The organism is Vibrio sp. Vb1554, from assembly GCF_033344235.1.
Map to the genome: position 1 here is coordinate 1 of NZ_JAWPOJ010000300.1, position 1,202 is coordinate 1,202.

Consider the following 1,202-nt stretch of genomic DNA (forward strand, 5'->3'; position numbering starts at 1 on the left):
AAGCAACCATTCGTGGGATGGAAAGAAACGTTTGATGCAGCCAAAGATGCGAGTTGGGGCTTGTTGCTGGTGGTGATCATCCTTGGCGGTATCTATGGCGGCATTTTCACACCAACAGAGGCTGCGGCAGTTGCGGCGGTGTACTCATTCTTGATCGCGAACTTTATATATAAAGACATGGGACCATTTGCTGATAAGCAAAACACCAAACCAGCGATCGTCAAAGTGATTCAGACCTTTGTCCATGAAGACACTAAGCATACCTTGTATGAAGCAGGCAAGCTTACCATCATGCTGCTGTTTATCATTGCTAATGCACTGATCTTAAAACACGTACTGACTGAAGAACGTATCCCTCAGATGATCACGGAATCGATGCTGTCTGCGGGGCTTGGGCCAATTACGTTCTTGATAGTTGTAAACTTGTTGCTCCTGATCGGTGGTCAGTTTATGGAGCCTTCGGGCTTATTGATCATCGTTGCTCCTTTGGTGTTCCCAATTGCCATTGCGCTGGGCATCGACCCAATTCACCTCGGTATCATGATGGTGGTGAACATGGAAATCGGCATGATAACGCCACCAGTCGGGTTGAACCTGTTTGTAACGGCTGGGGTGGCAAGAATGTCGATGATGAATGTTGTAAAAGCGGCATTGCCATGGGTGGGTGTCATGTTCTTGTTCTTGATAATTGTGACTTATGTACCTTGGGTATCAACTTGGTTACCTACGACCTTGATGGGGCCAGAAATAATCACTAAATAACACATTTTCCGAATTACATTCACGCAACCAAAAAGAGGTGTGAGCTATCACACCTCTTCGTCTATGGATTTAAAATCTTGTTTTCTCGGATCGGGATGGACTCTGCGCTCATAGCCGTGCCACTTCTTTTTGTTTTTACGTCGGTCTTCACCGGAGCGTCTTTCTTCTTGATATTGGCCGTCTACCATCACTGTATCGGTAATGATCGGTATCCTCACTTTTTCATTCATATCCATATGAGCCCAATAATTGCCTTAGCAAAATTATGATTCAAGTTGGATATAATACCAATCGTGCGAACCTGTTTTATTTATAGAGCTCTTTATCTATCTGATAGCGTTGCATTTTGTCATACAGCGTTTTTCGAGGCACATTCAACTGTTCCATCGTTTGTTTGATGCTGCCATTGTTTTCTAGTAGCGCATTTTCTATCGCTGCCT

3 protein-coding genes are annotated in these 1,202 nt (G+C 44.3%); 1 reads left to right on the top strand and 2 read right to left on the bottom strand.

Annotated elements, in window-relative coordinates; all coding sequences use genetic code 11:
* The coding region (locus tag R8N28_RS25795; RefSeq protein WP_318183732.1) for a TRAP transporter large permease at positions 1–762 on the top strand (762 nt) is incomplete at its 5' end.
* Between the two features lie 47 nt (positions 763–809).
* Here R8N28_RS25795 and R8N28_RS25800 read toward each other — a convergent pair.
* Positions 810–992 (bottom strand): hypothetical protein, encoded by a 183-nt coding sequence (locus tag R8N28_RS25800; RefSeq protein ID WP_021451574.1) that lies wholly within the window; start codon positions 990–992, stop codon positions 810–812.
* Between the two features lie 76 nt (positions 993–1,068).
* A partial coding sequence (locus R8N28_RS25805; protein WP_318183733.1) for a helix-turn-helix domain-containing protein occupies positions 1,069–1,202 on the bottom strand: 134 nt, incomplete at its 5' end.

Bases quoted from the DNA above. Each gene is read 5' to 3' on its own strand.
- R8N28_RS25800 (WP_021451574.1), bottom strand. From the start codon at position 992: ATGAATGAAAAAGTGAGGATACCGATCATTACCGATACAGTGATGGTA.